The following is a 24,944-nucleotide window of genomic DNA, read 5'->3' as shown; positions in this document are numbered from 1 at the left end:
CCGCGGGCCTGCGTCCTCACTCGCGCCAGACCCTGAAGCCGATCGTGCTGCCGCCGAGCGTGGGCTCGGCATGGAGCACGGCCTGCGGCGTCAAGGCCGTGAGCGGCGAGGCCCAGCTGCCGCCCTTGAGCACGTATTTTTCGCACGGCGTCTTGCCGGCCGCAGCACAGGTCGACGTCCACTGCCACACATTCCCCGCCCAGTCGTACATGCCCAGCGCATTGGGCAGGAAGACCCCCACCGGCGAGGTCTGCGGAAACCCGTCGTTGCAGGCCGACTCGCGCCACGGGAAGCCCGCCACCAGCGCCGCCGAGCGGTCGTAGCCGTTGCCCGAGCGGCACTCGACGAAGGGCACCAGCTTGCGCGTGCTGCCCTCGCCCACGTAGCGCCCGGCGTCCACCGCTTCGACCCACTCGGCTTCGGTCGGCAGGCGGTACTTCTGCTTCGTGCGCTGGCTCAGCCACTGGGTGTACTTCGCCGCGTCCTGCCAGCTGACGTTGACAGCGGGGTGCTTGTCGATGCCCAGCTCGCCGACGTCGCGCTTCTCGCAGGCGCGCGCCTTCACGCACTGCTCGTAGTCGTCGACCGTCACGGGGAAGGCGCCGATCGCTTTCGTGCCATTGCCCAGCACCACCATGCGCGGGCACTCGGGGCAGTCGCGCTGGTAGCTCGGCTCGACCGCACTGCGCGTGGGCTCGGCGGCGATCACGCTCTCGTACGCCGTGGCCACCTGCGTGCGCAGCCGCCCCGTGGGCGACAGCTCGAGGTACTTCCGCAGCTCCGCCTTGTTGCGCGTGGCGATCGCCATCTGGATGCGCTGCTGCTCTGCATCGGGGGCGCCGGCCACCGCCGCGTCTCCTGTGGGCGGGATGAAATAGAAATCGGTCGTGAGCGAGGTGTTTTCCCACGGCACCTGTTGCCCTTGAGACTCTTCGGTCACGCCCACACGCACGCGCTTGAACACGTCTTCGACGCGCATGCCGGGCGCGTTGAGATTCGCCAGAAGGTGCTTGGTGTAGACGCCGTTGCGGCCCTTGCCGTCGAGGGCCACCTTGCCTGGCGAGGTGGCAAAGGCGACCAGGCTGCCCTTGGGGGCGTCTACCGCCGCCAGGCCTGCGCCCTTGGCCGCAGTGAAGGGGTTGTTGCGGCAGGCATCGAGGATCACGAGGTTGATCGCGGCGCCCTTGCCTTCCAGGCGCTGCAGCACCGCGTCGATCTCCACGCCTTGCTCCACCACGTCGCCTTCGCTCTGCACCTTCGCGTCGACCGGCAGGATGTAGTTGCGCCCGCGCACCTGCATGCCGTGGCCGGCGTAGTAGAAAAGGGCCACGGTGCCGGGGGTGATCTGCTCGGCGAAGCTGCGCACGCGTGCGGTGATGTCGCGCTTGGTGGTGTTGAGCGCCACCGTCGTCTCGAAACCGCGTGACTTCAATGCCGTGGCCAGGTCGGCGGCATCGTTCGCCGGGTTCACGAGCGGAGCGGCGGCGTATGCGGAATTGCCGATCAGGAGCGCCACGCGCTTCTGGGCCCAGGCGCCACCGCTGGCGGCCAGGCAAATGAGCGTCAGCAGCCAGCGCGCAGCGAGGCTCACGTGCCGCTCACGCGCCGAACCTCGCGGCCGAGCGCGCCTTGGCCTTCTCGGCCTCCACTTCGCGGTCACGAGGCGGTGCGGTCGTGACCAGCGAGCTGATCAGCACGCGCGCGGCCTGCGCCACCTCTTCCACCGCGCGGTCGAACGCCGCCTCGTTGGCCTGCGACGGCCGGTTGAAGCCCGACAGCTTGCGCACGAACTGCAGCGAGGCGTCGCGGATCTCCAGCTCGGTGGCGGGCGGCTCGAAGTTGAACAGGGTCTTGATGTTGCGGCACATGGGGAAGCACTCCGACTACTTGGCGAGCACCACACGGTAATAGGTCTTGGCCTTCTCGGTCTGCAACGCGACGTAAGCCGCGTTCCCCACTCGGCCCACGCTGAGTTGCGCCTGCTTGGGCGCGCCCTGCAGCTTGAGGCGGCAGGTCTCGGCGCCGCGCTCGACGTCGTAGCACGAGAGCACGTTGCCGGTTGCCACCACCAGGTAGCGCCAGTTGCCGATGAAGCCACAGGCGATGGGCGACGAGGTGCCGTCTTCGCCCGATTCGCGCTTGCCCACGGGGTGCACGGTGTGCAGGTTGAACTCCTGCCCGCCGGCAATGTCGACCAAGTGGACGCGGCCGCCGTAGGTGCGGTTCAGGCCGCCGAGGCGGTCCACCGCCCAGGTGTAGCCGCCGACGGCGCCCACCTGCCCGTCGGGCGACACGGCGACGCATGCCTTGTCTTCGCCTCTCCACGTCTCCTTGTTGAGCTTGGCGGCCGACACCCACGGCGCATCGTTCACCGCAGTGCTGGCCGGCGCGAGCTCGGTCTCGGGCGGCGCAGTGGTAACGGCTTCGAGCACGAGCGGCACGCCCTTGGGCAGCGCGGGGCTCACTACCGTGAGGCTGGCGCGCTGCGCAGCGCCGTCGACCGCGCGCTGGATCGCGTTGCTGATCGCTGCCCCTTCGGTCAAGCCATCAGACGGCGGCACGCCGCGCGTGCCCATCTCGTTCAGCGTGAAGGCCTGCACCTTCGCCGACTTGTCGACGATGCGGAACTCGGCCGTGGCGGTCGCGGTATAGAAGAGGCCGAGCACCGGCTTCACGCTCACGCTCACGCCCACGCGCACGATCTTCTCGATGTCGTACCTGCCGGCGCGCTTCACGAACTCTTCTGCGGTGATCACATGGCCCGGGTCGGCGAGGTCGACCCAGCCTTTCTTGAGCTGGCGCGCCTTGGCCTCGTCGAGCACCACGTACTTCGAGTCGTTGAGCAGCTCTTCGGCGCGGGCCTGCGCCACCTTCTCGTAGGCCGCGAACTTGGGGTCGCTCATGTAGGCGGCGACCGAGACCTTGGTGCCTTCCTGCGCCACAGCCAGGCCGGAGGCAAAGACCCAGGCGAGGAAGAGCCACAAGTGCCTCATTGCCAGCTTTGCCCGATGCGTTCGACCAGCCGCTTGGCGGCACTCAGCGCAAGGATGTCGGTGGCCATCGCGTCCGACACCGGGTTCCAGCCGGTCAGGGCCTGGTAGGTGTCGTCGATGGGGCTGTCGAGCCCGCGCACCTGGCTCTTGACCGCACCTTCGAAGCGGTAGCCGGTGGACTTGTCGTCCGGGTCCTGGCGCTTGCCGATGCGGCCTTCGGCATCGAGCCGGATCAACGTGGCACCGGCCGCAGCCTTCGCGCCGCCCGTGTCGACCTGCGTGCGTGCCCCCAGCTTCGCGAGCGACTCGCCGAGCGAAGCGCACGCCTTCGTCCACGGCTCGGCCTTGCCACCCAGGCGCAGGCTGCAGCTGAGCGTGACCTGGCGGCCGGCGAAATACTCTTTCTGGCGCTCTTGCGAGAGCGCCTCGGGTGCGCAATCCTGCGCGTCGTTGGCGGCCTTGCGCGCGAGGCACGGGTAGCCGGCCTCGTTGAGCAGCGACACCAGCCGGGGCTGCGCCGCAAAGCCGATCATCGATTCATCGGGCACCCACGAGGCAGCCAGCAGCGTGCGCAGCGGCCTCAGCGCACGGCCGGCCGCTTCCAGGCGCTCGACTGGATTGGTCGCGCTCTTGAACTCGGCATACGCCTGCACATGCGACTGCGCGAGGCCGAGCAGGCGGGTCTCGTCCTGCTTCATCTTCGCGAGCATCTTGTCGACACCGCCGAGGCGCGTGCGCAGCGCCGCCACCGGCACCTCGGGCACGTCGCGGAAATCATTGCTGCCGAGCAGCGCTGCCGCCGCAGCCGCGGAACCTTCTCGCTGCACCAGCGGCTTGGTGGCGTCTTCGGCCAGCGTGAGCATGGCGCTCACCTGCTTGGCCAGGCCGAGCAGCAGATCGCGCTTGCGGGCGCGCTCGAAGTCGGCGCGGCCGATGGCCACGCGCACCCAGGCCTGGCAGCGGCGGGCATCGACCCATTGCTGGTCGACCCGCACGTTCTGCAGCGTCACGTTGGTGGTGGCCTCGGCCACCGATTCGATGGATGAGCGCAGGACCTGCTTGCCGCCTTCGCTCACCTTGCTGTCGTTGAGCCTGACGCTCGAGCTGACCGAGACGCGGATGCGCTCGGCCAGGTCTTTCAGCGCATTGGTGCGCGCCGCGGCCAGCGCCTCGGGCAGGCGGTCGCCGTCGATCGTGGCGGAGCCTACGGCGCTCACGGTCGACGGGTCTTCCGGTGCCTGCGGCGAGGTCCACGCCGGGGCGCTGTCGCCATCGCCGATCACCTTGCACGCGGCGGAGGCAAACGGGCTGATCGCCAGGCACACCAGCGCCACGACCAGCGCACCGAACAAGCGGTTGTTCGTCACTGCACGTTCTTCTGCGACACCTGCGACGGCACCGAGCGCTTGCGGAACTGCTGCAGCAGCATCTCTTCGACGTCGGCAGACGCCGTGGTGTGGGTAGCGGCCACGGCGTCTTTCACGAGGCTGCGCGTGCCGGCGGAGTCGAGCGTGACTTCGGCACAGAGCCACTTGCCCTTGCCAACGGCGACTTCTTCGACGCGCGTGACACGGGTGTTGGTGAGGGCCTTTTCGCTGAGCAGCTTGGCGCTCGAGCGGAAGGTCTGCGACGACTGTGCCCCCGTCTTCGACGAGAGCAGCTCGTCGCTGGCCTGGATGTTCACCTCCAGGTTGCGCGCGAGCGTGACGCGCGCGGCGGCCGCAGCCTGCGTGCGGTCCAGCGACGGGTTGCCGCTGGACTCGACGCACTCGGCCGCTGCCACGCCGCCCCCGGCGTCGGGCTGCAGCACCCAGGCAGGCCATGGCGAGGCGGCCGGCTTGTTGGATGCACAGGCCGCCATCAGGCAGGCTGCCGCCCCGAGGGAGAGGATGCGCAGCGTCGACATGATCAGAAGCGGATCTTCAGCCCGATGTTGAACACCACCGAGGTCTCCGTCTGGTCGAAGACCTTGGAGCGCTGCACGCCCAGTTCCTCGAAGAGGCTGGTGGCTTCGCTCAAAGGCTGCTCCAGGCCGGCGAAGAGGCCGACCACGTTGCCGGTGTCGCTGCCAGCGCCTGCCATCTCCGAGCGGGTGAAACCGACGACACCCTTGCCGTAGAAGAGCATGTTCGACGCCTGCGAGGGCTTGCCGATGTAGTAGGTGGCACCGGCCGTCACGCCGAGCGTGCTGGTGTCGGAGCCGTTGAAGTCCATCAGGAAGTACGTCGCGCCGACGTTGATCGACAGCTTGTCGGTCACCAGGCGCTCGTAGGTGGCGTTGACGTTGGCCTGCGAGAAATCGCTCGACGACGAGATGTTGCCGAACAACGAAACCGCATTGCGCTTCTCCTGGGCTTGCGCGCTCACTGCGACGGCGCTCAGCGCCAACGCGCCGGCCATCATGACGAGTGTCTTCTTCATGGGGGTGTGTCCCTCTGTCTGGGCGCGTGCTGCCCGCAGCCAGGCCGTGCAGTCGTCGGGCCTTGCGGCTGGCAGGCAGGTGCGCTCATGGGTGGTGGTCGACTGCGGCTGAAAGTGTCGCATCGGCCTTCGGCGCGGCCACATGACAAAGGTAATCCGCCTCGTTTGCGGCAAGAAGCGCCATGAGGAGGCCCTCCCGAGCCAGTACCGCCCGGCTCAGGCGCGGGCACACCCATTGCCGAGCAAGGGTAGCCGCCGAGCGGCTTCCTCTAACTTGTAGTACGGAGACCATCACCATGCAACTCAAGACGACACTTGCCGCAATGGCGGCCGCGGCCACCGCCCTCACCATCGGCATCAGCCACGCCCAATCGACAGGTGGAACATCGGGCTCGCCCGGCACCTCCGGCACGAGCGGCACCGCCAGCCCGGGGTCCCAGGGCTCGCAAAGCGGCACCTCCGGCGCCCAAGCCAACCCGGGCTCCAGTGGCACGAACGCCACCGGCACGAGCACCAACCCTGGCACGACTGGCACGACCGGCACGACTGGCACGACGCCAGGCACCACCAGCACCGGCTCCGGCACCATGGGCACGACCGGCTCCAGCTCCACCGCTCCGGGGACGAGCGGCAGCACCAGCACCGACTCGAGCACCATGGGCACGACTGGTTCGGGCTCCACCACCCCGGGCACGAGCGGCTCCATGGGAACCACCGGCACCAACTCGAGCAACTCGAGCACCATGGGCACGGGCAACAGCACCAACAACCGTTCGGGCACCCTGCCCGCCCGTGCCGACCGCGGCTGACGTGAACCTCTTCCCCGCCTGGGACGCCGCCGTCATCGGCGGTGGCCCGGCGGGCCTTACCACGGCCACGTACCTGGCCCGCTTCAGGCGCCGCGTGCTGCTCGTCGACTCGGGCAGCAGCCGTGCGGCCACCATCCCGCTGTCGCGCAACTACCCCGGCTTCCCCGGCGGCATCTCCGGCGCGCAGCTGCTCGGAGCCATGCGCGAGCAGGCCGAGCGCTACCCCATCCAGACCCTTGACGCCCGCGTCGACACGCTGGAGCGAACAGACGACAGCTTCATCCTGCAAGGCGAAGCACTTCCCGCGCCCATCCATGCCCGGCGGGTGATCCTCGCCACGGGCGTGAACGACGTCTGGCCCGACCTGCCCGAGGCCGTGACCGCGCTGCGCGAAGGCGTGCTGCGCTTCTGCCCCGTGTGCGACGGCTTCGAGGCCGCGGGCCGCCCGGTGGCCGTGCTCACGCGCAGCGTCGCGGGCGTGCGCGAAGCGATCTACCTGCGCCACTTCAGCGACGACGTGACACTTTTCCTGTCCGACCGCGAGGCGGTATTGCCTGCCAGTGAACTCCGCCAATTGCGGCAAGCGGGCATCACGGTGGCCGAGGCTCACCCGCAGGCCTTCGCCTTGTGCGAAGGCGGCGTGCAGGTGCGCTTCGGCGACGGGCTGCGCGAGTACGCCGCGCTCTACTCGGCCTTCGGCGTGCAGGTGCGCTCGCGCCTCGCCACGGGCCTGGGCGCCGCATGCGATGCGCTCGGCTACCTCGTGGTCGACGACCACCAGCAGACCAGCGTGCCGGGCCTCTATGCCGCGGGCGACGTGGCCAGCGGGCTCAACCAGATCAGCGTTGCCGTTGGTGGCGCCGCCATCGCATCCTCCGCCATCCACCTCTCGCTCGGCCTGCCTGCCAGCGGCGGCAACCCGTAGCCGACCGGCGTGGCACGGCCATGCACACCCGCCGCATGACTTTCGTTCATTGCGGGCCTTGGCGCCAGACCGGATAAACGCAACTGTGGGACCGCCACGCCCGAAGCCGGCGGCCTGACCCTTGGAGCTCTCATGCATCTCGTGATCCGCGCGCACACCCTGAAAGGCGAAACCTTGTCGCAGGCCATCACCGGCCATTTCGACGAACGCGGCGGCACGATCGGCCGCTCCGACACCAACACCCTGAGCCTGCCCGACCCCGAGCGCCACATCTCGCGCCTGCAGGCCGAGGTGTGGTTCAACAACGGCGGCTTCTCCATCCGCAACGTGGGCAGCGCCAACGCGATCACCGTCAACGGCCGCCCCATCAACCCCGGCGAAGGCACCAACCTCAGCGACGGCGACGAGATCATCGTCGGCAGCTATGGCATGCGCGCCACCTTCGGCGAGGCGGTCGACCCCGCGGCCACGCAGCCCGTGGCCGTCGACCCGCGCACGGTGATCAAGTCTTCCGCCACCGAGGGCAAGACCAACCCGCGCCCGCGCTCCTCGCTCGGCGGCTCGACGGTGGCCTCCACGACCAGTGCCTCCAACCCCTTCGCCGACCTGCTCGGCAGCGCCGTGAAGCCGGCGGCCGACGACCCCTTCGCCGGCCTGATGGGCGGCCAGGCGGCCCACCCGCCCACCACCGCCGTGCACGTGCGCGTGCCTCCGGCGCGTCCGGCCGCACCGGTGCCGCCCGCTCCCGCCCCCGCTCCGGTGGCGGCGCGCCTGCCCGACGATTTCGATCCGTTCGCCGACCTCGCACCCCCGCCTTCTTCCAGCGCCGCACAGACCGGCCTGGCCGGCTTCATGGCGGGCAGCCCGCCGGCGCCCTCGCCGTCGGCCGCCCTGCCGGCCGACCTGGGCCTGGGCGACCTGATCGGCACGCCGCCGGCGCAGGCGAGCAGCCTCGATGCCATGTTCGGCCTCGGCGGTGCGCCGGCGCCCGGAAGCGACCCGCTGGCCGGCTTCCTCTCTACACCCGCCAGCGGCGCGAAAGGCGCTCCTGCCGACAACAAGGACCCGATGGCGATGTTCGGTGGCACTGCCTCGGCGCCCCCGCCGCCCGTCGCGCCCACCGCCTCCAACCACACCCCGGAGTTGCGCGCGGCCTACGTGCCGCCCGCCGTGCAGGCTCCCAGGCCCGCGCCCCGGCCAGCACCAGCGCCCGTGCCTGCGCCGACGCCCATCGCCGCACCGACGGCCTTCCGGTCGCCACCACCGCCCGCCCCGCGCAGCGAGCCCGAGACGGTGCCGGGCGTGAAGCCGTCGCGCCTGGTGTTCGACTCGGCCCATGCGCCACTCGATGAGATCCCGCCGGTCACCGCACCGGCGCCGCTGGCAGCCGCCACGCCCTCGGCGCCGCCCGATGCGCTGTGGGCCGCCTTCTGCGAAGGCGCCGGCGTCAACATCAAGCTGCCCCAGGGCCTCACCCCCGAGATGATGAAGATCATCGGCCAGGTGATGCACCACGCGATCGACGGCACGATCAAGCTCGTGCACATCCGCGCCGCGGCCAAGCAGGAGATGAAGGCCGACGTCACCACCATCCAGGCACGCAACAACAACCCGCTCAAGTTCTCGCCCGATGCGGGCGTGGCCATCGAGCAGCTGCTGCAGCCCCCGATGCGCGGCTTCATGATGGGCCCGGTGGCGGTGAACGACGTGATGGACGACCTGCTCGGCCACGCCATCGGCACCATGGCCGGCATGCGCGCCGCGCTCACCGGCGTGCTCGACAAGTTCGAGCCCGGCAAGCTCGAGAACAAGCTCGCCGGCAACTCGGTGCTCGACAGCGTGCTGCCGATGAACCGCCGCGCCAAGCTCTGGGAGCTCTACCTGCAGCACTACAAGCGCATCCGCGACGATGCGCAGGAAGACTTCCACGATCTCTTCGGCAAGGCCTTCATCGAGGCCTACGAAGAGCAGCTCGACCGACTGGACCAAGCCCGCCACCCTTCCGTCTGACACGCCGCGCATGCTCGAGATCGAGATCGCCACCCGCAGCGAGGTGGGTGGGCGCAACCACAACGAAGACGACCTGCGCCACGGGCGCAACGGGCCGTTCGGCTATGCCGTGCTGTCCGACGGTGCCGGCGGCCACCAGGGTGGCGCCATCGCCTCAGACCTGGTGGTGCGCCTCACCGCCCACGCCCTGCAAAACGCCGTGCAGGCCTCGCCGCGCGAGCTGACCCAACTCGTGCTGCAGGCACATGACGCGGTGGTGCAGATGCAGGACAAGCAGCAGCGCGACCGCATGCACGCCACGCTCGTCGCCCTGTGGATCGACACCCGGCGCGAAGAAGCCCTCTGGACGCACGTCGGTGACTCGCGCCTGTACCTGCTGCGCCATGGGCGCGTGCTGCACGTGACGCAGGACGACAGCGTCGTGCAGCAGATGGTGGTGGCCGGCTACCTCACGCCGGAAGAGGCGCTGAACCACCCCAAGAAAAACCAGCTGCTGGCCGCCATGGGCACCGAAGGCGGCGTCGACCCCAACACGACCGAGCAGGCCGCGCCGGTGCAGGACGGAGACGCCTTCCTGCTGTGCAGCGACGGCTGGTGGGAGCACTTCAGCACACGCGACATCGAGGACCATTTCGCCGTGGCCGCGTCGCCGGCCGACTGGCTGCAGCGCATGGCCGAGCACATCGCCGGCCACGCCACGCCCCGGCAGGACAACTACAGCGCCATCGCCGTGTGGCTGGGCGACCCGGCCGAGACCACGCGGCTGAACGGCCTGTGGAGCGACACCGTGCCCGGCCCCATCCCCGGCGCCGGGTGACCTTGGTCGCTTTCATCCAGGCCCCGCATCGTTCAATATTCACACCGTCAAGAGACCCGCAGGAGATTGCCATGCGCACCCTTCACCACCCCGTCAGCCGCCCCGCTTCGAAACTCGTCGCCGCCTTGCTCGCCGCCACCCTGTGCGCCGCACCCTGGGCGCAGGAGGGCACGACGCTGCTCAAGGGCAACAAGGTGACCGAAGCCAACCTGCTGGACGCGCTCACCCCCGAGCCCGCCCCGGTCCTGACCCGCAGCCTGAAGGTCAGCCGCGACAACACCGGCGGCGTGCTGGCCGCCCCGAAGAAGAAGGCGAGCGCTTCGCTGCTCATCACTTTCGAGACCAACTCCTCCGAGCTGACCGCCAACGCCAAGCAGCAGCTCGACGTGGTGGCTGCCGCGCTCAAGAACGACCGCCTGGCCGACTACACCTTCAACGTGGAAGGCCACGCAGATCCGCGTGGGAACTCGGATGCCAACCTCGTGCTGTCACAACAGCGGGCCGAGAGCGTGCGCGAGTACCTGGTCGCGCAGCACTCGATCTCGGCGGATCGCCTGAAGGCCGAGGGAAAGGGTGACACGGATCTGCTCAACAAGAAGGTCATCGCGGCGCCGGAGAATCGGCGGGTGACGATCGTGACGAATCAGCCTTGATTCTTTTCGCTGCGTGAGGCTGCTGCCGGGTCTCGCCCCGGCGGGCGACCTACTTTCTTTGCTTCGCCAAAGAAAGTAGGCAAAGAAAGGCGACCCGACGGTGGCGGTCCGGCCGGAGGCCGGACTGCTCTGCGGTGCTCGGTCTTGAGGGGCCGCGCCTAACTCACTTCGCGAACTGCGCTCGCTACGTTCAGACAAGAGGCGCGAAGAATGTTCACGAAGCGCGCTCACGCGCGCGCCCCTCAAGCCCTGCGCTCCTCGACGCCACCCACGGGAGCGACACAGCTCGCTTCGCATCGCAACCAGGATAGGTGCGCGCGCGGCGCGCCCTACCCTCCAGCACGAGGCGAAGCGAGTCGAGAGTGTGATGCACGCGAAGCGGGCGGCGGTATCCCGGGGCCTTTGAGAGCCGTCGAGCAGCGCAGGGCTTGAGGGCTGCGCGCGCAGCGCGCTTCGTGATCTGACTTCGCGCAGCTGTCTGAGCGCAGCGGCCGCAGGCCGCGTAGCGAGTTCTGCGCGAGCCCTCAAGTCCGAGCAGCGCAGAGCAGTCGCCCCTAGGGCGACCGAGCGAACGGGGTGCCCTTTCTTTTGCCTTCTTTTCTTTGGGCAAGCAAAGAAAAGAAGGTCGCCCGCCGGGGCGAAATCCCGGCAAACAGCCTCACGCAGTAATCAGCGCCTCCGCAAGCCGCCGCGCCGCATCTGCGCCAGTGGCCTCTGCCCCTGCAACTGCCGCTCGATCCCCGCATTGAGCGACTCGCGCAAGAGATGCACCTCCTCCACGTGCCCGTAGACCCCAGGAAACCGCAAATCCAACCACAGCCACAAGGTGCAAGACCTCAACGCCTGCTCCATCCGATCCAAGCGGCTGTGCCCATCCACCGCATCGAGGAACCAAGGCCGCCCCGCCTTGCCGACGAGCGCATGCGCCCCCGCCCACTCCAGGAACTCCAGCACCTGCCCCTCGGCGCGCGTGTCCACCGGCGCCTGCGCATACACGAACCGCTGCTTCAGTGACAGCCGCGACGCCACCCGGTCCAGCTCCGCCGCGAGCTCCAACATCTGCTCCAGCTCGGCCACGGCGAAGTGCGCATCGTCGAGCTTCAACTGCTCCATGAACACGTCGAGCACTTCCCGCAAGCGTGTCTTGCGCAGGCGTGAGGCGATGGTGTCCACATGCCACCCGTTGGGCGCCACCGGCGCCTTGAAGTGACGTGGCGCACGCGGCGATCGGCCGAGCAAATCCTTCAGCACCTTGAGCGCATTCGGCTCGGCCTCGCGCAGCACGCCCACGAAGCCTTCTTCATGGATGCCGAAGCGCCCGGCGCGCCCTGCGATCTGGTGCACTTCCGATTCATCGAGCGTGCGGTCGGCCACGCCGTCGAACTTGGTGAGCGTGCTGAACAGCACACGCCGGATCGGCAGGTTGAGTCCCATGCCGATCGCATCGGTCGCCACGAGGATGTGCGACTCGCCCGTCGCAAAACGCTCGGCTTCGCGCTTGCGCACTTCGGGCGGCAGCGCGCCATACACCACCGACACCGGGTGGCCGCTGGCCGAGATCTGGTCGCGCAAGGAGAGCACCTCGCGCCGGCTGAACGCCACCACCGCGTCGCCATGCTTGAGCGCCGACACGGGCACCGGGTGCGGCAGCAGCTCCACGTGCTGCTTGCGCTCGAAGCGGCGCACGCTGCAGCGCTCGCCGCACAGGCCGAGCAGGTTCTCGAGCACCGGCACCGCAAACGCCGAGCAGATGATGATCACCTCGTTGGCCGGCACGCCGACGATCGCCTGCGTCCACGCCCAGCCGCGGTAGGGGTCGAAGATCATCTGCGCTTCGTCGATCACCGCCACGTCGACGGGGATGCGCGTGGCCATCATCTCGATGGTGCTCGACACCACCTGCGCATGGTCGGCCGGCACGTTCTCCTCGCCGGTGAGCAGCGAGCACGGCACGCCCCGCGCCACCAGGCGATCACGCCCTTCGAGCGCGAGCAGCCGCAGCGGCGCGAGGTACACGCCGTTGTGCGCCTGCGCGAGCTGCTCGAAGGCCGCATGGGTCTTGCCGCTGTTGGGCGGGCCGACATACAGCGTGACGCTGCGCTGCAGCTGGCGCGCGAGCTCGAAGGTGTCGGGGTAGCCCTGGAAGGCGAGCTCATGGTTGAGGCCTTCCAGCGTCTCGAGCTCGCTCGCGCGGTGCGCCCAACGCTCCTGCACCCGGCTGCAGGCATCGCTCAGCACCTCGGGGTTGCTCGTCGCATGGACCAGCGCGCATTCCGACTGCAGCCGCGGCAGCAGCGAGTCGAGGTGCGCCGGGCTGTGGGCACGGCTTCGCGCCACCAGCGCATCGAGGTGCGTCTTCAGCGCGCGGGCATGCGGATAGTCGGGCGCGGGGCCGAGGGCTTCGCGCAGAGCGTCCTGGTCGCCGCTGCGGTAGAAAGCCCAGACGGCCTCGGGATCCACCGGCACGGGGTGCAGCACCGGCACCTGCCAGCCGGGCTCATCGAGCTGCAGCACGTGGCTCACGACACGTGTCCACCTCGCGCCTTCGCGCGAGATGCCCAGCGCATCGAGCACCGCCGTGCGGTCGAGCATCAGCTGCCGCACGCCGGCGCCGGTGCCCACGGCATCGAGGTGGCGCAAGGCCACGTCCATCAGGTCGGGTGCGATCCACCGGCTCGGGCGCGCGCCCGACACCGCCTTCTGCAGCAGGATCAGCCCCATGTCGTCGAGATGGGCCTCCACGTCTGCGCTGCGTTCGCCTTCGTAGTCACTCGGCTTGACGACCTGCGGCAGCAGGTAGGCGGCCTGGCGGATGCGCTCGAAGGCCGGCTTGTCGATGTGGGCGGGCACCCGTCGCGCATGGCGAGGGTTGGGCAGGTTGAGATCGGTGTCGGTCATGGCGCAGGCAAGGGGCGACATCGTACCGGCGCCAGGCACCCTCGCCTCACCCGCCCCTCTTGCACATCGTGTTTCAAAGCCGCCTTCGCCGCGCGTGGACGATGGTTGTACCCTTCATTCCCCCTCGAAACCAAGACGTTTTCTCGCATGTTCGGTCGATCGAAACCCGTGGTGCTGGAGCCCTATGGCCACCGGCGAAAACGTGGCCGCCCTCCCCGCTGGCTGGTGCTGCTGCTGAGCGGCGTGGTGGTCGGCGCCGCCGGCGTGGTGGTCGTGCAAGAGCGCTACCTGCCGCCGCGCCTGTCGGCTGGCGAATCGGCCAAGCTGCGCAACGCCTACGACAGCACTGAAGCCGAGCGCAAGCGCCTGCAGCAGGCGCTGGCCGACACCGAGCAGAAGCTCGCCTCGACCACGGCGCAGCACAAGTCGCTGCAGGAAGAATTCGCCGGCAGCCGGGCGCGCATCGAGCGCCTGAGCGAAGACCTCGCGACCACGGTCGCCGCCCTGCCACCCGACCCGCGCGGCGGCACGGTCGAAGTGCGCGCCGGGCGCTTCACCGTGCGGGGCGGCGCCTTGGTCTACGACGTGGTGCTTGCACGCGAACGCGCCGGCACGCGCCCGACCACCGGTGTATTGCAGCTCCAGCTGATCGGCAGCTCGGCCAAGAGCCCCGAGACGACCGTGGCGCTCAAGCCGGTGCCCATCTCCTTCACCACGCACGAGGTCGTGCGTGGCAGCCAGCCCTTGCCCGACGGCTTCCGCCCGCGCGAGGCCAAGGTGCAGGTGCTGGACCGGCCCGCAGGCGCCGCGCTCGGCATGCGCGTGATGCTCGTGAAGTGAGCCGATGTCGCCAGTTGGCGACAGGTAAGGATCGTCCGACACGTTTTTCGTCCACGAACCACCCCGCTTCGGAACGGGCGTTGCCCGATCTGCGGTACCGAGGCCATCGTCTCGCCGCGGCCCTCCGGAGGCCGGATTCATTGACGGAAAAGGAGTTAGACACATGAAAGACGTATCCAAGACCCTGAGCATCGCCGCCGTTGTCGCCATGGTCAGCGCCGCGGGCGTGACCATCGCCCAGACATCGCAGGTGCCCAACAGCAACTCGCCCAACACGGCTTCGGCTCCCTATGCAACGTCCGATGCCCACAACCGCGAAGACAACACGGCCCTGCCGACCAGCGAAGGCAGCACCTCGGCCACCCAGAACGGCGCCGCCGCCACCCCGACGCTGGAAGAGCGCCAGGAAGGCTCCGGCAGCGTGGGCTCGCGCAACACGCCTGATGCGACCACCCCGTCGTCATCGTCGTCCACGATGGACAGCAGCACCTCGTCGTCCACCACGGACAGCGGCAGCACCTCGTCGTCGACCACCGACAGCGGCAGATCGAGCGCACTGCCGGCCGACAGCAGCAGCAGCGAACTGCCGGCACGTGCTGACCGTGGCTGATCGCGGTGAGACTTGACGCAGAACAACGGGCCTCAGGGCCCGTTTTTCTTGGGCAGGCTGATCAGAGCACCGGCTGGCGCGGCGCCTGCGGTGCCTCGGCCTGCGGTGCCTGGGGCTGCGACGCCTGCCCCGCATGGCGGGCAAACACCTCGTGCAAGGAGCGCTGCTCGGGCAGCACATACACCACCGTCGGCCCGGCCTCGACCAGAGGCCGCAGCACCTGCTCGTAAAAGGCCACCGGCAGGTTGATGCAGCCGTTGGAAATGCGGTTGTCGGCAACGGTGTCCGATGCGAGGCGCTCGAAGCGACGCTCGCTCTCCTTCACCTTGCGGATGCGGTGCATCGACACGGCAGCGTCGTAGTCGACCCACACCACGTCTTCGCCGGTCAGGTTCTCACCCATCTGGGCGACGAAGCGCCCGGCCGGCGTGATGCGCTCCTCGGGGAGGATCTGCGACAGCGGCTTGTCGCCGACACCGGGTACGGTGTCGTCGCCGATCGCCGAGCCGAGCAGCGCCGGCACGCTTTGCATCAGCTGGCCTCGCGCATCGAAGGCCATCACATGGGCACCCGGTTTGTCGACGACCACGAAGGGGCGCCCCCCGGCATCGCCTGCGACGGCCCATTGCACGACCTGCTCGAGCGGCGTGGCCGGCACACGCGACCCGGCCACCGGTTGCACGGGGAACGGGACCGACGCCGCCGACGCGGTCACCGCCGGGGGTGGTGCCGGCGTCGCGAGGCGGACCGCGATCGAGCCGATCGCCAGCTCCGCCGCGATGAACACCGCCAGCGACCAGTACGAGCCGAGCCAGGGTTCTTCCACGTCGGGCGGGCCTGCCCGCCTTGCACGATTTACCGGTTTGCCGTCAGTCTTGCCAGTCATGGATCGTCCTGTGGTAGTGACGGCGTGCGCGATGCACGCCCCCACAACCTCAGCAATCCATGGTCCCAGGAGGGTTGGAGCGCCCTCAGCGCACCTCGTCGATCGTCAGCAGGCTCGCGCCATAGGTGGGATCGCAGGCGCCCTGCGCCGGGCAGACGGGTTGGCCGGCGAAGGGGCTGTCGCCGCCGCTGCGCGCTGCCCACAGTTGCTCGGCGCGCACGAGGTCAAACTCGCGGATGTCGTCTGTCGACGAGCTGAGCCCCGCCTGCGAAAAGTCGCGCGGCAGGCGCGACACCATCGTCACGATGTGGTTGGTGCCCGGGGGGCCGCCGGCGGTGATCTGCCAGCCCTTGCGAGGGAGCGTGAGCTCCTTGTTGGCTTCGATGCGGTTGTCCTTGTCGATGCCGTTGGGGAACAGCAGGTACATGTGGCCCTTGTCGGTACCGGCGAGGAAGACGTAGACATAGCCCGACTGCGACGACTTCAGGCGGAACTGCAGCCGGTCCTTGCCGATCTGGATCGCCGACTTGTCGGCCAGTGCGTTCACCCCCAGCAGCGGGTCGGCCTGGCGCACGATGTCCTGCAAGGCGGTGACGATGCTGAACGGCGTGGCGGCCGGAGGCGGCGTGACGACGGCCGATGCCGGCGGCGCCGGGGGGTCGCCACGAGCGGCCGGCTGAGATGCGGCGACGCTGCCGGCCAGACCCGGGTCGGCGGCGGGTGGGGCCACTGGCGTGTGGTCGCGCAGGCCGAACCACCATGCCGCGGCGGCGAGCGCGCTCAGTGCAAGACCGCCGGCCACCCATAGGCCGGCGCGCGAGGCAGGTGGCACCGGGTCGGGGTTGAGCAGCTTGATCGGGGGCACGGGTGCCGCGGGCCGGGGCGTGGCGGCCACCGGTGGCGGCACCGGCGGGCTGGGTGGCGGCGGGGGTGCGACCGGCGGCGGCATCACCGTCGGCGCCATGAGCACGGTGGCGCCATCGTCGGCCGCGACCAGGGGCACCGGGGCCGAGGGCACCGGCGCGGCCACCGAGGGCGTGCCCGCGCCGAAGCTGAAGAGCTGTCGCAACGCCGCCATGTCCTGCGGCCGGTGCTCGGGCCGCACGGCCAGGCCTCGGTCGATGGCGGCCAGGAACTCCTGCGTGTAGTGCCCGGCACCCACCTGCGCCGCCGGCACCATGTCGTCCGTCACCATGCGGCTCACCGAGGGCAGCGGCGCCCGTCCGGTGATCGCGGCGTAGAGCACGGCCGACAGAGCGTAGACATCGGTCCACGCGCCCTGCTTCATCGAGGTCGACTCGGCGTATTGCTCGATCGGCGCGTAGCCCGATTTCAGGATCACCGTCAGCGCCTGCGTCGCATCGCTGATCACCCGGCGGGCGGCGCCGAAGTCGAGCAGCACCGGGCGCAGCGCATGCGGGCGGCCGATCTGCGTGGCCCCTTGCTGCAGCAGCAGGATGTTGTCGGGCGCGATGTCGCGGTGGTAGCAGCGCTCGTGGTGCATCGCCTCCAGCGCATCGATCAGCGGGTGCAGCAGCGCCAGCAGCCAGGCCTCGTCGGGCCGGGCGCCGTTCTCGGTGAGCCACTGCTTGAAGGTCGGGCCCTGGTAGTACGGCATCACCATGTAGGCGGTGCCGTTCTGTTCCCAGAAGCGATACACCTTCACGAGCGACGGGTGGTCGAACGAGGCCAGCAGCTGCGCCTCGTTCACGAAACTGCGCAGGCCGAGCTCGAAGGTCTCGCGATGGCGCATCGAGCGCACCGACACCTGGTGGTCGGTGCCGCGGGTGGCCAGCGACGACGGCATGTACTCCTTGAGCGCGACCACACGGCCGAGCTGGGTGTCTCGCGCCAGGTAGACGATGCCGAAGCCGCCTTCGCCGATCAGGCCCTCGATCACGTACTCCTGCAGCCGATGGCCGAGCGGCAGCGTGTTGCCGTTGCTGTCGATCTCGATGCCGCCGGCACCCGCCGACGTCGTGGCCGACGTCCGGTTGCCCATGTTCAGTGTTTCCGTCTTGTCCGGCGGAACGGGAGAACTCACCAACGACCCTCCAGCAACTCCGAGAAATGTTGAGCGGCGGGCAGACCCTGCGCCACGCTCAGGCTGTTGTCGGGCGACGCGGCATGGTCGGGCCACCAGAGGCTGTGGCCGGCGTAGCGTTGCAAGGCATCGGCCACCAGCAGCCCCTGGGCCCAGGTCGACAAGGACGCGGCGCCGGGCAGAGTGTGCCTCACCCTGCCCGGCAGGGGTTGCGCGGCGGCCGGCGCCACGTGCGCGTTTTCACCGAAGCCCGGGGCGCGTGCGAGGGTGGATTCGAATTCTTCCAACGTGGCGCCCGGTCGCAGGCTGCTCAGAGCCACCGCGCCGAGGTGCCCGTACCAGGCCTGCAGGGCGTCGAGCCCCTCGGCCGTGCCGGGCAGCGCCGGCAGGTTGCGGGCGATGACGAGCGGGAAGTAGCGGCCGACCTTGTCGACGCTCGGCATCATCACGCCCAGCCACCACTGGTCGTCGGCCACGCCCGGCGCCCAGGCAAAACGCCAGATCGGGCCGGTGAGGTAGACGTTGAGCCAGTTGCTGCCGAGCTGGGCCTGGCTGGCTTCGATGCCGCGCGCCAGCCACTGGTCGCACAGGTCGACGAAGCCTTGCGGCAACCGGCGGCTGGCGAAATCGCCCAGCATCGCCAGCTTGCCGTACCAGCCGGGGGCCTCGACGCCGGTGCCGGCGAGGAGGTCGAGCAGCGTTGACTCGTTCACGCCGGCCTCACAGCCGCCCCGGGCAGGAGAACTGCTCCAGTTCCGGCAGCCGGAAGGGATTGCGCACGCTGCTGGTGGTGACGAGGAACTGCGCCTTGCGGCCGTCGACGTTGAAGGTTGCCTTCCAGCGCTCGGGGCCGCCGGCCGGTTCGATCTGCTGCTTGTCGAAGATCTTGAACAGCGCCCAGGGCCCATCGGTCACCAGGCCCGACGCACCGCTGGCCGTCACCGGCGTGATCTGCACCCGCACCTGCGAGCTGCCGCGCGGGCCGGGCCACTGCACGGTCGCCGGGATCTGCGGGCCGTGCGAGTACTTCACGAGCTGGCCGTCGACGTCGAGGATGAACTGGGTGATGGTCGCGTCCATCTCCACCGGCTTGAAATCCAGCCGCACGCTGATCTGGTTGCCGCCGCCACGGAAGAAGGTCTCGCGGATCATCGCCGCGTGCTGGAACTGCAGCAGCGTGGAGTTGTCGGTGCCCATGCTCGCGCCATCGACGCTCTTGAACTTCCACGGCTTGACCGAGGTGTCGACGAAGTTGACGAGGTTCTTCTGGAAGAAGGTGTCGAAGAGCCCGCCCGGCGCGAAGAGACGCGCGAAGTCTTCGGGCGTGGCATCACGCTGGCTGCTGCGCGCGAACGGGTAGCGCCCGGCGACCGCCTGCCGGCAGAACTCGCCGATCTCGGTGTTGATCGCCTGGCCGAGGTTGCTGCGCGTGATCTCGAGCGCCGCCGAGGTGCCGCTCACCGACAACGTGTTGAGCAGCGAGCGCACCGGCTCGGGCAGGCGCGAGGCCTCGGCCTTCACCTTGTTGGGAACCTCCGACGGCGGCGGCACGTTGCCGCCCTTCACCGCCGTGTCGGCCGCGATCAGCAGCGTGAAGACCTCGTTGATGAGCGCGATGGTGCCGTCCACCGGCGGCGGCAGCTTGCCGTCGGGCGAACTCACCATCTGGCGCAGGCCGATGAAGCGGTCGTCGACGATGCTCTCGATCGCCTGGCCCGGCTCCACCGGCTGGATGCCGCCGCGGTTGCCCAAGAGGCGCATCAGGTCGTCGCGCGACTTCTGAAGCGCGTCGCGCGCCTTGGCTTCCACCGTGCCGACCACGTCCTTGCCCTGGCGCAGCGTGGTCTCGCGCGACATGGCCTTCAAGAGCGGCACCAGCGGGTTGTCGGGGGCCGACAGCACACGCGCCATCTGCACCGCCTGCGCGAGGTTCGCCGTCTTCACCATCTTGATGTCGGCGATGAACTCCTCCCAGGTCTTGGCGTATTCGGTGAGGTAGAGCCGCCGCACCTCGTCGTTGAGCTGGAGCTTGATGTCCATGTTCTTCAACGCATCGCGGCGCTTGCTGTCGTTCACGCCCAGCACCCAGCTCTCTTCATCTGCGAGCTGGCTGGCCACACGCTCCACTTCGCGCTGGAAGCCCTTGTGGTAGCCGTCGTGCGTGAAGAAGCCCGACACGCCCTTGGTCAGCGGCTGGCCGCTGCCACGCGTGAACACCAGCGGCGCCCCCGGCCCGGCCTTGGCCACGACCGTGAAGTCGGGGAACTCGGCGCCCAGGCCCTGCCGCTTCATGCGGCGGTAGATGCGCTCGGTGAGCGGCGTGGCGACGAGCCGTGCTCGCGTCTGCGCCACGAGGTTCTTGTCTTCGGGCAAGGGCGAGACGACGGCGCCTTCGGCCAGCAGTGCATCGAGGTGCGACTCCAGGGCGGCGCGCTGCTCGGTGGTCACCGCCCTTGGCAGCGTGAGCTCCCAGTCGGCGGTGACGTAGAGCTTGAGCGCCTTGGGGTCGAAGCGCTCGGGGTCGTACAATATGATGTACGCCTTCAAGGCTTCGTATTGCAGCTCGGGGTTGTCGTTGCCGGTCTTCAGCTGCTCCTCGATGCCGAGCGCGATGCGCGGCAGCACCGCGTCGATCAGCATGCGGCGGTAGGCCTGCTGCGAGGCGGCGTCGAGCTTCTTGCCCTGGTAGAGGCCGAAGCCCAGCGACAGCGGCACCGAGTCGCCGATGCTCGCGCGTGCCAGGTCGCGGGTGGCCTCGAGCGCTGGCAGCAGCACCAGCACGTCGGGCGAGTTGCGGTTCGGCGTGGCCTGCACCAGCTTCTTCACGTCTTCGGCGGCGGCGCCGACCTTGTCGACGTAGCGCTGGTTGCCGAAGTAGCTGATGCCCCAGGCGGTGAGGACGGCGGCGCTGACCAGGCCGATGGCCACGTAGGCGCCGAGCGCGAGGTAGCCGCGGCGGCGCTCCCACTTCAGGTCGGTGCCGGCCAGGCCACTCTCGGCGAACACCACTTCCTTCAGCAGGCGCTGCAGGAAGTAGCTCTTGCCGCTGGACTGGTTGGGCGGCACCACGGTGCGCTCCAGCCGGTAGGTGCGGGCGATGCGGCCGAGCATGCGGTCGATCGGCGTGCCTTCCTGCGTGCCGCTCACGAAGTACACGCCGCGCAGCAGCGGGTGGGCTTCGAACTGCGAGGGCGAGAAGACCTGCTCCAGGTAGTCCTTGAGCAAACCCTTCAAGGCTTCGAACTGCTGCGGGAAGGCGTAGATGCGGGCGCGGCGGCCGGAGTCGCGCTCCAGTTGGAGCTTGCCGATCAGGCCGTCTGTCAACCGCTTCTCCAGCGCGTCGAACTCGGTGCTGAAGGCCGACAGGTCGGTGCGCTGATGCTTGTCCAGCTTGAAGGTAAACCCCCAGGGCGCGGCGCGCGTGTCCTTGTCGACGTCACCCAGCGTCTCCATGAAGCCCGACAGCAGGTCGGTCTTGGTGACGAGCAGGTAGATCGGGAAACGCATGCCCAGGTGCTGGTGCAGCTCCTGCAGGCGGGCCCGCACGGTGGCGGCATGCTGCGCGCGCTCGGCCGTGCTTTGCGTCAGCAAATCGGTCACCGAGACGGTGACGAGCACGCCGTTCAGCGGCTGGCGCGGCCGGCTGCGCTTGAGCAGGCCGAGGAAGCCTTCCCATGCCTTGGCGTCGGTGTCCTTGTGGCTGTCCTGCGTGGTGTAGCGGCCGGCCGTGTCGATCAGCACGGCCTGGTCGGTGAACCACCAGTCGCAATTGCGCGTGCCGCCCACGCCTTTCACCGAGTGCTCGCCGGAGGCCGCGGCCAGCGGGAAGTTGAGCCCCGAGTTGACGAGCGCGGTGGTCTTGCCCGACCCCGGCGCGCCGATGATCACGTACCACGGCAGCTCGTACAGGTAACGCTTGCCCACGCGCGACGAGAGCCCGCTCCACAGGCCCGAGATCCCGCCCTGCGGCTGGTCGAACTTCGCGGTCTTGAGCGTCTGCAGCGCCTTGGCGAAACGCTCGTTGAGCACCTTGACTTCGCCATCGCCGGGGCTGGCGGCGGCCGCAGGCGCGAGCAGCTGGTTGACCACCTTGTCGTTCTTCTTGCGCGAGGCGACAAGCTTCCACACCTGGCGCAGCACGATCAGCAGCACGATCAGGCCAATGAACACCAGCCGCGCGGTGGTGCTCTCGAGCGGCCGCCAGTTGCCGATCGCCACCAGCGGGCCAACGATCCAGATGACGAGCGACAGCGCCAGCAGGCCCAGCACCAGCAGGACCCAGGGATTGAAGATGATGCCGAAGATCTTCTTGATCATGATCCGGCTCCGCGCGTCACGAACAAGGTGATCTCCACTCGGCGGTTGAGGGCCCGGTTGGTGGGCGTGTCGTTGGTGGCGACCGGCTCGCCGTCGGCGCGGCCTTCGGCGCGCACGCGGTCGGCGGGCAGGCCGTTGCCGACGAGGATCTCGCGCACGGTCTTGGCCCGCTCTTCAGAGAGGTGCCAGTTCGACGGGAAGCTCGCCGTGCGGATGCGCACGTTGTCGGTGTGGCCGGTGACGACCACCGCGCCCGGCACCTGCTTCAAGGCTTCGGCGATGCGCTTCATCAGCGCCTCGCGTTCGGAGGTGAGCGACGCGCTGGCCGGTGCGAAGAGACCATCGCCGCGGATGGTGACGACGGAACGGTCGACCTCGTCACGCACCTGCACCTGCTCGCCCTTGATGTCGGCCACCAGGAACTGCGCGAGGCGCGGCTTGGGCGCCGGCAGCTTGACGGGCGGCTGCGGCGGGTTGAGTCGCAGCTCCTGGATGCGGCCGAACACGGGGTCGGACTCGCCGCTCAGCCGGAACGACAGGAAGCTGTAGATCGCCACCAGCAGCAGCGCCACGACGGCAGCCGTGACCCACAGCGGCAGCCAGGTCAGCATGCTGCGCTTGCTCGGCTTCACGCCTTCCCAGTTCTGCGCGAGCGCCGGCGCGTAGGCGCCCCGCTCCTTCTGCAGGATCTGCGCAAGCCGCTCGCGCACCGCTTCGAGCTGCGCCTTGCCGCCATCGACCACGCGGTAGCGGCCTTCGAAGCCGAGTGAGAGCACGGCGTAGATGAGCTCCAGCAGGTCGCGGTTGGCAGAGGGGTTCTCGGCCAGCTTGGCCATCAGCTGGAAGACCTTCTCGCCGCCGCCCGTCTCGTTGTGGAACATCGCCAGCAGGCTGTGCCGGCCCCACTGCCCCGAGGCGCCCCAGGGCATGGTGGCCGCCACTTCGTCGAGCAGGGTGCAGAGGATGTAGCGCGCCGCCAGCACACGCTCGGGTGCGATGCCCTTGGCACGCGCCGCGGCTTCGAACTCGCGCACGCCTTGCGCCATCGATTCGCGCAGGCCGGCCGGGTCGGCCAGGTGCGTGGTGGCGCGCACCTGCGGCACAAGCGCGAGCAACGGGTTGGCCAGGGCGACCAGCGGATTCAGGCCGCTGTCGGGCACGCCGAGGTCGGCCGCGACGTCGACACCTGCGGCCCCCATGCGCGGCATGGCAGCGGCCGGCGCTGCGGCGGCACGGCCGCCGGGCGTGGGCATGATGAAGGTGCGGCCGGTGTCGATGTCGGCGAACGGGTCGTCCGGTGTCGAGTTGCTCATCGCGGGCTCTTGTTCAGGTGTAGGGGATCAGGGGCGCCGCATCACTTGCGCACGGCCCACAGCTCCAGCTCCAGGCCGGGGAAATCACCCGCGGTGTGCATTGCGAAGCTGCCGTTCTGCTCGATCGGCTTCCACAGCTCGCCGCCCCGCTCCAGCTTGAAATAGAAGAAGCCGTCGTGGAACGGCAGCTCGCGCGGCGCCACCGCCTGCGCCGCGAGGCCGATGCCGGGCAGCTGCAGGTTGACGAGGTCGCGGATCTTCTCGGGCGGTCCGATCTTGGTCTGCGCCGGGAAGCGCTGGCGCAGCTGCTCATGCGACAGCTGTGCATTCACCGCGAGGTAGAAGGTCGCGTTGCGCGCCAGCTCGATGTCGCTGACGACGGCGGTACGCACCCCGTGCTTGCGATCGACCAGCTCGACCTGGATCGCCTTCTGTTCCAGCACGGCCGTCAGCATGCCGCGCAGCGCGTCGAAGACCGGCGTGAAGGTGCGGGCCAGGTCGTCGTGCCGGTACGGCGGGAATTCGGGCGGCCGGCGTGCGCTGCTGGAGAGCGTGGCCAGGTCGCCGGCCAGCCGCAGGCAGTCGCCGTGCAGCTCGCGCGGGTGGGCCACCGGCGACGCGGCGTGCTGGCTGAAGATGGGCTCGTTGCGGTTGAGCGTCTGCAGCATCAGGAAGTCGGCCATCTCCGAGACACCGTGGCTCAGCTGCCCCATGCGGCCGGCGAGTTGCTGCGCACGCTGCAGGATCAGGCCGTGCAGCAGCGAGGCACTGGCCGAGAGCTGCGCCGTCGCATCGATGGCGACCTGCGGCGCGATGTAGTGGCGCTCCAGCGTCACCTGGCCGTCGCTGCGCCGTTCGGCCACGAAGGCCACGCCGAGCAGCGCGTAGGCCTCGCCCGCTTCTTTCGCGCGCACGAGGCGCAGGCGCAGCTTGCCAGTCTGGATGGTGGTGGGCTCGTCGGAGGCGTCGGTGTTGTCGCGCACCTCTTCCTCGACGGCGGCGAAGCGGGCGAGCTCGCCGTCACCCGTGCCGAAGTCCACTTCATTGAGGCCCTCACGTTGCAGCGGCAACGCGAGGTAGATCAGCTCGCCCTTCACATCGGGCGAGATCTCCAGCGGCGCCGGCAGCGGGTCGAGTTGCGGCATGGCGAAGGGGGTGCCGTCGGGCAGCATGCCGCTCGCGCGCGTGAGCCCCACCTTGCCCAGGGCGAGCAGCCCTTCGTCGATCTCCAGGTCGGCAAAGCCCCACGCGAAGGGCGAGAGGCAGCGCGCACGCGCATCGACCAGCCGTTCGAGGTAGCGGGTTTCCTGCTGGAAATGATGGGGCTGCAGGAACATGCCCGAGGACCACACGACTTTGGCGCGCCAGCTCATGGGTTGTGTCTTCTTTGAGGAGGAGAAGGTGTTGC

The 24,944-nt window shown here is 69.2% G+C and carries 20 protein-coding genes; 7 read left to right on the top strand and 13 right to left on the bottom strand.

Annotated features, from left to right (window positions below; translation table 11 throughout):
• Window positions 1-16: 16 nt before the first annotated feature.
• The 6 genes from JI745_RS01585 to JI745_RS01560 are packed head-to-tail and all read right to left on the bottom strand — an operon-like array spanning window position 17 to window position 5,414.
• Window positions 17-1,591 carry a caspase family protein gene (locus JI745_RS01585; protein ID WP_201803231.1) on the bottom strand — a complete coding sequence of 525 codons (1,575 nt, stop codon included), beginning with the start codon at window positions 1,589-1,591 and terminating at the stop codon, window positions 17-19.
• Between the two features lie 7 nt (window positions 1,592-1,598).
• The gene (locus JI745_RS01580; RefSeq protein WP_201803230.1) at window positions 1,599-1,868 is read right to left on the bottom strand and encodes a DUF2277 domain-containing protein; all 270 of its coding nucleotides are present in this window, start codon (window positions 1,866-1,868) and stop codon (window positions 1,599-1,601) included.
• 15 nt (window positions 1,869-1,883) lie between these two features.
• Window positions 1,884-2,993: a hypothetical protein gene (locus tag JI745_RS01575; RefSeq protein WP_201803228.1), complete on the bottom strand. Its 1,110-nt coding sequence runs from the start codon at window positions 2,991-2,993 to the stop codon at window positions 1,884-1,886.
• On the bottom strand, window positions 2,990-4,360 hold the full coding sequence (locus JI745_RS01570) for an LPP20 family lipoprotein (RefSeq protein ID WP_201803226.1): 1,371 nt from the start codon (window positions 4,358-4,360) through the stop codon (window positions 2,990-2,992). The genes JI745_RS01575 and JI745_RS01570 overlap by 4 nt, the downstream gene beginning before the upstream one ends.
• Complete coding sequence (locus tag JI745_RS01565; RefSeq protein ID WP_201803225.1) at window positions 4,357-4,899, bottom strand: hypothetical protein; 543 nt, start codon at window positions 4,897-4,899, stop codon at window positions 4,357-4,359. The genes JI745_RS01570 and JI745_RS01565 overlap by 4 nt, the downstream gene beginning before the upstream one ends.
• 2 nt (window positions 4,900-4,901) lie before the next feature.
• Complete coding sequence (locus JI745_RS01560) at window positions 4,902-5,414, bottom strand: hypothetical protein (RefSeq protein ID WP_201803223.1); 513 nt, start codon at window positions 5,412-5,414, stop codon at window positions 4,902-4,904.
• A gap of 296 nt (window positions 5,415-5,710) precedes the next feature.
• Between JI745_RS01560 and JI745_RS01555 the strand changes: the two genes are divergently transcribed.
• The 5 genes from JI745_RS01555 (at window position 5,711) to JI745_RS01535 (ending at window position 10,628) form a co-directional block, all read left to right on the top strand.
• On the top strand, window positions 5,711-6,223 hold the full coding sequence (locus JI745_RS01555) for a hypothetical protein (protein WP_201803221.1): 513 nt from the start codon (window positions 5,711-5,713) through the stop codon (window positions 6,221-6,223).
• Window positions 6,207-7,148, top strand: coding sequence for an NAD(P)/FAD-dependent oxidoreductase (locus tag JI745_RS01550; RefSeq protein ID WP_310738444.1), 942 nt, complete (start codon window positions 6,207-6,209; stop codon window positions 7,146-7,148). Before JI745_RS01555 ends, JI745_RS01550 begins: the two co-directional genes overlap by 17 nt.
• A 132-nt stretch (window positions 7,149-7,280) precedes the next feature.
• Window positions 7,281-9,158 carry a type VI secretion system-associated FHA domain protein TagH gene (gene tagH, locus JI745_RS01545; RefSeq protein ID WP_201803218.1) on the top strand — a complete coding sequence of 626 codons (1,878 nt, stop codon included), beginning with the start codon at window positions 7,281-7,283 and terminating at the stop codon, window positions 9,156-9,158.
• A 10-nt stretch (window positions 9,159-9,168) separates the two neighbouring features.
• On the top strand, window positions 9,169-9,975 hold the full coding sequence (locus JI745_RS01540) for a PP2C family serine/threonine-protein phosphatase (protein WP_201803216.1): 807 nt from the start codon (window positions 9,169-9,171) through the stop codon (window positions 9,973-9,975).
• 71 nt (window positions 9,976-10,046) lie between these two features.
• The gene (locus JI745_RS01535) at window positions 10,047-10,628 is read left to right on the top strand and encodes an OmpA family protein (RefSeq protein ID WP_236674870.1); all 582 of its coding nucleotides are present in this window, start codon (window positions 10,047-10,049) and stop codon (window positions 10,626-10,628) included.
• Window positions 10,629-11,297: 669 nt separating this feature from the next.
• Here the strand turns inward: JI745_RS01535 and JI745_RS01530 are convergent.
• On the bottom strand, window positions 11,298-13,526 hold the full coding sequence (locus JI745_RS01530) for a helicase-related protein (protein WP_236674869.1): 2,229 nt from the start codon (window positions 13,524-13,526) through the stop codon (window positions 11,298-11,300).
• 147 nt (window positions 13,527-13,673) lie between these two features.
• Here JI745_RS01530 and JI745_RS01525 point away from each other — a divergent pair, with 147 nt between their 5' ends.
• A complete protein-coding gene (locus JI745_RS01525) occupies window positions 13,674-14,366 on the top strand; it encodes a hypothetical protein (protein WP_201803213.1) in 693 nt (230 codons plus the stop codon).
• A gap of 163 nt (window positions 14,367-14,529) precedes the next feature.
• Window positions 14,530-14,976, top strand: coding sequence for a hypothetical protein (locus JI745_RS01520; protein WP_201803212.1), 447 nt, complete (start codon window positions 14,530-14,532; stop codon window positions 14,974-14,976).
• A 61-nt stretch (window positions 14,977-15,037) separates the two neighbouring features.
• Here the strand turns inward: JI745_RS01520 and JI745_RS01515 are convergent, their stop codons facing one another.
• The 6 genes from JI745_RS01515 to tssK all read right to left on the bottom strand — a co-directional run bounded on the left by JI745_RS01515 (window position 15,038) and on the right by tssK (window position 24,909).
• Window positions 15,038-15,862, bottom strand: a complete 825-nt coding sequence (locus tag JI745_RS01515) for a hypothetical protein (RefSeq protein ID WP_201803211.1) — start codon at window positions 15,860-15,862, stop codon at window positions 15,038-15,040.
• Window positions 15,863-15,947: 85 nt separating this feature from the next.
• Window positions 15,948-17,864, bottom strand: a complete 1,917-nt coding sequence (locus JI745_RS01510) for a serine/threonine-protein kinase (protein ID WP_201803210.1) — start codon at window positions 17,862-17,864, stop codon at window positions 15,948-15,950.
• Window positions 17,865-17,902: 38 nt separating this feature from the next.
• Window positions 17,903-18,619, bottom strand: coding sequence for a type VI secretion system-associated protein TagF (gene tagF / locus JI745_RS01505; RefSeq protein ID WP_201803209.1), 717 nt, complete (start codon window positions 18,617-18,619; stop codon window positions 17,903-17,905).
• Window positions 18,620-18,626: 7 nt separating this feature from the next.
• Window positions 18,627-22,223 carry a type VI secretion system membrane subunit TssM gene (gene tssM, locus JI745_RS01500; protein WP_201803208.1) on the bottom strand — a complete coding sequence of 1,199 codons (3,597 nt, stop codon included), beginning with the start codon at window positions 22,221-22,223 and terminating at the stop codon, window positions 18,627-18,629.
• Window positions 22,220-23,536 (bottom strand): DotU family type VI secretion system protein, encoded by a 1,317-nt coding sequence (locus JI745_RS01495; protein WP_201803207.1) that lies wholly within the window; start codon window positions 23,534-23,536, stop codon window positions 22,220-22,222. Before JI745_RS01495 ends, tssM begins: the two co-directional genes overlap by 4 nt.
• Window positions 23,537-23,577: 41 nt before the next feature.
• Window positions 23,578-24,909 (bottom strand): type VI secretion system baseplate subunit TssK, encoded by a 1,332-nt coding sequence (gene tssK / locus JI745_RS01490; protein WP_201803205.1) that lies wholly within the window; start codon window positions 24,907-24,909, stop codon window positions 23,578-23,580.
• Between the last annotated feature and the right edge of the window lie 35 nt (window positions 24,910-24,944).

This window comes from Piscinibacter sp. HJYY11 (assembly GCF_016735515.1).
Taxonomy (GTDB): domain Bacteria; phylum Pseudomonadota; class Gammaproteobacteria; order Burkholderiales; family Burkholderiaceae_C; genus Rhizobacter.
This window is presented reverse-complemented; position numbering and strand designations above follow the sequence as displayed.